Raw genomic sequence first — 6,768 nt, forward strand, 5'->3', positions numbered from 1 at the left:
GTGACAACTGTTCCAACGGGGGAGCATCAAAGAATTGACCAGTCATTATCTGCGACTGCTGAAGCAGGACTTCTCGGACTGCGATGAAGCAACGACGGCGTGGCATCGGCTGTCCATGCACATGGACGAGCTCGACAACCGGCACCGAACAAAGGTAACCGGGCCACTCCATGCGAACTGGTCCGGGGATGACGCCGACAGCGCGCTTTTCTACCTGGAAGACCTGGAAAGCCGGTTCGGTATCGTCCGCACTGAAGCGATGGCAATATCCGAAACGATCAGAGACGCGGCGTCCGAGATGCTCGCTGCGCAGATTCACTTGCGCAGTACCGTCAAGGAATGCGAGAGCGAGGGCCTGTGGGTGGACGACACGGGCTATGTTCGCCAGTCCCCGGGCCCTGTATTCCCGGGTAAAGGAGAGAATGACAAGGCGGAGTCGTTCGGCACGATAGTGTCTTACCAGCAAGAGATCAATCGTTGCGTGAACCGGGCGCGGGAGGCGAGTGATGAGGCTGCCAAGGCGTTGGGGCGCCTGAGCGGTGACATTCTGTCGGGCGATATCTCCGATCGGGCGGGAGAGGCGCGCGAGGATGTCAAGCAGGTTTCTAAGGACCTGCACACCGATATCGGTAAGCCTCACCCGCCGAGTGATCCCAAGGCTGCCGCAGAGTGGTGGAAGCTCCTGCCGGAAGACATGCGAGAGTCGTACACGGCTCTGCACCCGGAGATCGTTGGCCGAACCGACGGGCTACCGTCCACCACCCGTGACGACGCCAACCGCCTCGCCCTGGAGCAAGAGCTGAGCGCGATGGAGAACTACGAGTACCACGACAAGTACTCTGAGGACGACTACAACAAGCGGTACAGCAACCTGCAAATGCTGCAGGAGCAACTGGACAAGCGCGACGGCGTGACCGGGGAAAAGCAGCTCTATGTTCTCGGCTTCGACTCCGAAGGCGACGGAAAAGCGATTGTCGCCATGGGGAATCCGGATACGGCCGACAATGTCGGAGTGAACGTGCCCGGTACCTCGACCAGCATGGAATCCACCGGCGGACAGCTTAGCCGGATCGACAGCATGCAGAATGCCGCGAAGATCGCCGACGGAGATGCCAAGACGTCCATGGTCTACTGGCTCGGCTACGACGCTCCCGAAATTCCCGTCTCCCAGGCAGGCAACCTGGATGTCGCTGGCACAGGCCGTGCCGAGGACGCAGCGCCCGCGCTGCGAAACTTCACGCACGGGCTGCGGGCCTCGCACGAAGGCGGGCCGGCCAACCTCAGTGTCATCGGGCACAGCTACGGCTCAACGGTAGTCGGGGCTGCGGCATCAGAGCACGGCGGGCTGGACGCGGACAACATTGCTGTCGTTGGCAGTCCCGGGATGACCGTCGACAAGGCCTCGGACCTGAATATCGACCCCGACCATGTCTATATCGGCCGCGCCGAAGACGACGGCATCAAGATGGCGGCCGGTGCAACTCTTGGCCCTGATCCGGTGCAGGAGAATTTCGGCGGACACCGATTCAAGGTGGACACCCACGGACACAGCGGGTACTGGGACGAGACCGACCACGGGCCGAGTCAGAGTCTCCTCAACCAGGGAAAGATCATTGCTGGAGTCACCCCAACCCCGGCCCCGAAGAAGCCTGTGGACAACCCCGACGTCCCTGACGTGCCGATGGGGCCGCACCCGTAGCCGATGAAGGTCCACCACATGAACCGAGTTCGATCCTTCGCGCTGATAGCTCTGACTACATTGCTGACGGGAGCCTGCATGTCCCAGCCCGATGACAACCCCAACGTACCGTTGCCACGCAAGAGCCGTGCGGACACCCTGGCCTGGGCCAAGCAGTACACCTCGACCATGGCTCACTACGCACAGGTGGACATCGCCGATGACCCGGCACCTCAAACGCACTTCGAGGACTGCGTCGGAAAGGGTGACGAGGTAGCGGACGACGGAAGGTTCACCCTCACCTACGCCACCTACGCCCGTCTCCCCGCCCATGACCACATCGCAGCGGTCAGGAATCTACGAGACGAACTGAAGAAGCACGGGGTGGACGTCTCCGACTACACGGAGGATCCGGGTCGTCCGACAGTCACGCTGTACGCCAAGAACCGCAAGGAACGCTTTCTGATCACCGCCGACAACACCATCAAGCCCGCGAACACGCTCCTCTTGGCAGTCAGCACCAGCTGTTTCCTACCCCCCGGTGCCGAACAGCAGAAGTTCTAAGTCAGTGCGGGAACACTTCCGTGCTGGGACGGCTTGCCGCCTGGGAGGGCGGCAAGCCGTCGCGACCGTGCCCTGGCCGACTTCCTCGGAGGCTGGGGCACGGCGGACGGGACGCCGGTCTAACGCTGCACTGGCGCCTGGGCGGCCTGGGCGAAGTGCAGCACGACGGCCTTGGCCCCGGCGGCGACTTCATCGGCCAGGGCGTCGCTGCGCGGGTCGGCCGGGTGGCTCTTCACCCAGAGCATGGAGAACTTGATGATCTGGTCGACGTCGCTGGGGCGCAGCAGGATCGCGTCTCCGGTGTGCAGCGGCTCGGGCCGGCGGTGCTGCCACAGTCGGTAGAAGCGGCCGTCTGCGTCGTTGAACCCGAGGTGCCGGTCGCCGTGCGGGTTGATCAGGTGGGTGGTGAAGAGCAGGTCGTTCGGGCCCGGCTGCCAGGGCTGTTCCGGCTGGCTCACATGTCCTCCGTTGGCTCTCGGCGATCACGACGGACCGAGCCTTTCAGCGCCACAGCGGGGCGCGCAGAGCCTTCACCCACTCCACCCTGGACGTACCGAACGAGGAGACCCTCGTCCGCCACGCCACCCAAGCCGCAGGCGAGCGAGTACGGCGAGGCGCAGATGCGCCGACTGGTACCGCCCCCTCGATCTGCTGCCCGGTGGAATCGAGACCGACATCGCTGCCGACAGCACCCCGCACGAGACCGTCGACCGCATCCTGCTCGACACCGCACTGGCCCACCAGCCCAGATCCACCGCGGAGAGTCTGCCGGACCTGGGTCACCGCGCTGGGCACAATCTCCGAGCATGACTACACGTACGCCCCGGCGCCCTTGCTCCTGGGAACCGCATCTGGATCTGGTCCCGCCCCCACGGGCGTGGCTGTCGGAGGTCGCTGCGGCACTTGATGAAGTCGCAGTCAAGACGGGGTTCGAAGGAGGTCCCTGGTACTCGATGCAGGAGTTGGAAGAGGACACCGGACGCCGACTGCACATCCACACGGCACGGACTCGCTGCCCCCTCCACGACGACGGCATCATCCAGACCAAGATCGGACCCATCCAGGAAGGTGACGCCATGTCGCTATGGGGATCCGGGCTGGTCCGCATCAGTGTCAACAAGCAGAGAGTGGAGCTTTTGGTACGCGGCGTCCCTGCCCAGGGCGTCGCGCTCATGGCCGCCGCGTACATCGACCACGCCGATGCCACCTACCGGGCGTAGACCGCCTTCGGTCTACGCCCGGCCCGGCTACGCCCACTCCAGCCCAAGTTCTGCCAGCTGCCGGAGCGCGTCCGTGGTGAGCTTGCCGCGCCTCGATTTTGCGTTCGAGAGAAATACGCCCAGCTTCACCAGGTGCTCCTGACCGTCGACCACAACGGCCTCTTCGTGCCCCCTGGAGACCTTCAGATGTCCCTCGCGGTCCTTGTACTGGGTCAGGGCCGCGACGCCCCGCTCGAAGGCCGCCGAGACCCCCTTACGGGCCTTCACCTCCTTCACCGGCGTCTCCTCGGCGGCGGGCAGCGGCTCAATGCCGAGGTCGGCCAGGCGCTCGCGCTGCCCCTCGCCCAGCTGCTCCCAGCCGACGCGCTGGGCGTGCAGCCAGGCGCCGATGTCCTGGCCGTTGACGATGACGCCGGGCAGGATCTCCGCGAGCGTGGCTCCGTCGGCCAGGACCGCGGCGAGCGCGGCATACCGCTGCTGCCACTCGAACGGCCAGGACGGATTCCAGAAGGGGTCGATTCGTTCCAGCGCCTGCCGGCGCTCCGTCGCGCGCTCCTCGTCCTTGCCCAGGCCACCCGTCTTCCGGAGATTCGCGAGCCACTGGCCCACCGCCACCCCGTCGATCACCGCGTCTTTGGGCGCGGCCAGAGTGCGGTGTACCGCGAAGTAGTCCCGGGCCGCGGACAGGTTCTTGTAGAAGCGGGCGTCGACGACCGACCAGACCATGCCCAACTCATCCAGCAGCTCCGCCCGCCACGCCTTCAACGTCCCTGCGCGGAACGCCCGGCGCTGCTCGCTGACCCACGCCCCCAACGCGTAGGTGCCGCCGTTGCCGCCCTCGCCATTGCTCTCGGTCGCCGAGATCGGCACGACCGTGTCCATCGGCACCTGGGCATGGCCTTCGTCCTCAACCCACTTGCGCAGGGCGTTGAGCCCGGACAGCCACACCTCGGAGTCCGGCCGAAGCACCCGCGTGCGCAGGAACGCGGCGATGACGTTGGGGTTGCGCGGCAGGGAGAACCGCAGCAACGGCACACCCTCGCCCCCGTCTACCTCGTCCTCGCCACCGAGGCTGGCGCTCCCGGTGGCCGCGGGCTCAACCCTCTCGCCCTGCTCCTCGGCCGCCTGGACCTGCTCCTCGCCGGCCTCACCGTCCGTCCTGTCCTCGTCGGCGGCCAGCTGCTCCTCGTCCTCCTCGCGCACAGGGTCGAGGGCAACGACGGAGGTGGCCTTCCCGCGAGACGTGGCCGCTCGCAGGACCATGCGCTCGATGAGCCGGGAATCGTGTGCACGCAGCCCCTGCAAAACAGCTACAAGAGGCCGGTAACTGGCGGAGGCCATCATGTCCTCGGGGTCCTCACCGGCCCCCAGGAAGACCGGCACGACCAGCCGCGCCACCTTCCCCTCATCCGGCGCCTGGCGCAGGCCCCGCCCGGTGATCTGCACGATCTGCACCGGCGAGGAGCGAGTATCCGCGAACACCACGCCATCGACACCGCGTTTGCCGCGGATGTCGACACCCTCGCCCAGTACCTGGCAAGAGGCCAGGATGCCCAGGTCGGTCACCCAGCCTTCAGCGTCCAGGCCGTCCGCAAACCGGTCCAGCACCACCCGCCGGTGCGCCGCCGGGTGCTCCCCGCACAGCCACTCCGCCCCCACGCGCTTCGGGTAGACCGCCGGGTCCGTCTCGTACAGCTCCGCGGCCGTCTCCGGCAGCGCCCGCGCGAACGCCATCGCCTCGATCGTGCGCCAGTGGAACGTCATCAGATTCCGCGCACCGGTGGCATCCGCGTGCTTGAGCAGCGCCGCCTGCAGAGCGGCAAGGCGCCGGCCCCGCACCTCCTCGGCATCGGCGCCCTCGCCCAGGGCCTCGGGGTCGCGGATCTCCAGGACATCCACCTCGAACGAGGCAAGGATGCCCCGCTCAATACTCTCCATCAGTCCGAGCTCGTAGAGGACGGGCCCGTACAACTCGACGTCATCCATCGACGCCACCAAACGCCCGCCCAGCGCCCCTGAACCACCCTCAGAGCCGCTCTCAGCGCCCTCCGGGCTCGATCCGCCGGGGGACGCTACAGCAGGCGCCCACAGCCGCGGTGTGGCCGTCATGTACAGCCGCCGCGCCGCCGGGATCCGCTCCTGATCGTGAATCGCCGCCCAGGCCTTACCAATTGCCCCACTTGTTCGGTGCGCCTCATCAACCACCAACAGGTCAAACGGGCCCATTTGCTGACCAAACGAGCCACGCAGCGCCTGCTCCAGGCACCCCGGCGCCCCCGCCCGCCCACAGTCGGCCGCACCTTCCCCGTCGCCGTCCTGGTCGTCCTCCAAGCCCTGCGACACCAGGCTGGCGTACGTCGCGAACACCAGCATCGGTCCCTGACCGGCCCACAGCGCCAGCTGCGTCGGATTGGTCGTGCACCGCACGTCCAACGCCTCCAGCAGCGGGTCGGCCCCCAACGAACACACCGCCACCGCAGGCCCCTTGTGCCCCACTGCCCGCCACGCCTCCACCGTCTGCGTCAACAGATCCAGCGTCGGCACCAACACCCCCACCAGCCCCTTGGGCACCATCCGCAACGCCGCCGTGGCCGCCGAGATCGTCTTGCCCGTGCCGGTCGCCGACACCACCGTCCCGCGCAACCCCCGGGCAGGCATCACCCCGTCCAGCGGCCCCGAAAGACCCCGGATAACCGCATCAACAAACTCCACCTGATGCGGAAAGAGCGGAATCTCACCCGTCTTGCTACTCACTCCCAGACCCTCCGATTCCACAATCCAGAAATTCAACAAATCCGCAACTCCGCCAGAAATCAGCGCGACGGGATAAAAGGCTCGACGGACACCGCACCGTTCTCACCGACAACCACCCGCGACGCCAGCTGAGCCAGTACCTCGTGCGGGGTCAGCCCGGCACGGGACGCGGCCTGCCGCAGCAGCCGGCCCGGCTCCGCGGCCAACCACACCTCGCCCCGCACCTCGTCCGCAGCCTCACGGCGCCGCTCCTGGTACGCGGTACGCGCGGCGATGGCCCGCTCCCGCCGGGCCTGCCGTTCAGCGGCCCACGCCGAGCCGGCGCTGTCCCGCTCCGGCTCGTACACCGCCCAGCCCGACGCCTCCATCAGCGCCTGCACCCGCCGCCACTCCGCATGCCGCGCCGCCCACATCGCGGCGAGCTCCTCCGGATCCGACGCGACCAGACCGCGCTCCACCGGCCCCGGAGACCGCAGCTCCTCGGCCGTCTCACGCTCCCGCACCGCCGCCTCAGCAACCGCCTCAGCAACCCGCGCCGCCGGCATCCCCGCA

At 67.2% G+C, this 6,768-nt stretch carries 6 protein-coding genes; 3 read left to right on the forward strand and 3 right to left on the reverse strand.

Annotation, left to right across the window (positions count from 1 at the left end):
• Nucleotides 1-34: 34 nt before the first annotated feature.
• The gene (locus AC5677_RS41650) at nucleotides 35-1,699 is read left to right on the forward strand and encodes an alpha/beta hydrolase (protein ID WP_497197121.1); all 1,665 of its coding nucleotides are present in this window, start codon (nucleotides 35-37) and stop codon (nucleotides 1,697-1,699) included.
• Between the two features lie 78 nt (nucleotides 1,700-1,777).
• Complete coding sequence (locus tag AC5677_RS41655) at nucleotides 1,778-2,242, forward strand: hypothetical protein (protein WP_497197122.1); 465 nt, start codon at nucleotides 1,778-1,780, stop codon at nucleotides 2,240-2,242.
• A 119-nt stretch (nucleotides 2,243-2,361) separates the two neighbouring features.
• On the opposite strand, the gene AC5677_RS41660 is transcribed toward AC5677_RS41655, so the two are convergent.
• Nucleotides 2,362-2,700, reverse strand: coding sequence for a hypothetical protein (locus AC5677_RS41660; protein ID WP_497197123.1), 339 nt, complete (start codon nucleotides 2,698-2,700; stop codon nucleotides 2,362-2,364).
• 495 nt (nucleotides 2,701-3,195) lie between these two features.
• Here AC5677_RS41660 and AC5677_RS41665 point away from each other — a divergent pair, with 495 nt between their 5' ends.
• A complete protein-coding gene (locus tag AC5677_RS41665; RefSeq protein WP_497197124.1) occupies nucleotides 3,196-3,462 on the forward strand; it encodes a hypothetical protein in 267 nt (88 codons plus the stop codon).
• Nucleotides 3,463-3,489: 27 nt separating this feature from the next.
• Here the strand turns inward: AC5677_RS41665 and AC5677_RS41670 are convergent, their stop codons facing one another.
• The gene (locus AC5677_RS41670) at nucleotides 3,490-6,216 is read right to left on the reverse strand and encodes a helicase associated domain-containing protein (protein WP_497197125.1); all 2,727 of its coding nucleotides are present in this window, start codon (nucleotides 6,214-6,216) and stop codon (nucleotides 3,490-3,492) included.
• Between the two features lie 59 nt (nucleotides 6,217-6,275).
• Nucleotides 6,276-6,768: hypothetical protein (locus tag AC5677_RS41675; RefSeq protein ID WP_497197126.1), on the reverse strand; the 493-nt coding region annotated here is incomplete at its 5' end.

The sequence above is a fragment of the Streptomyces sp. JLSY215 genome (assembly GCF_059682825.1).

Coding starts and splice junctions, on each gene's coding strand:
- AC5677_RS41655 (WP_497197122.1), top strand. CDS start 1,778: ATGTCCCAGCCCGATGACAACCCCAACGTACCGTTGCCACGCAAGAGC.
- AC5677_RS41665 (WP_497197124.1), top strand. CDS start 3,196: ATGCAGGAGTTGGAAGAGGACACCGGACGCCGACTGCACATCCACACG.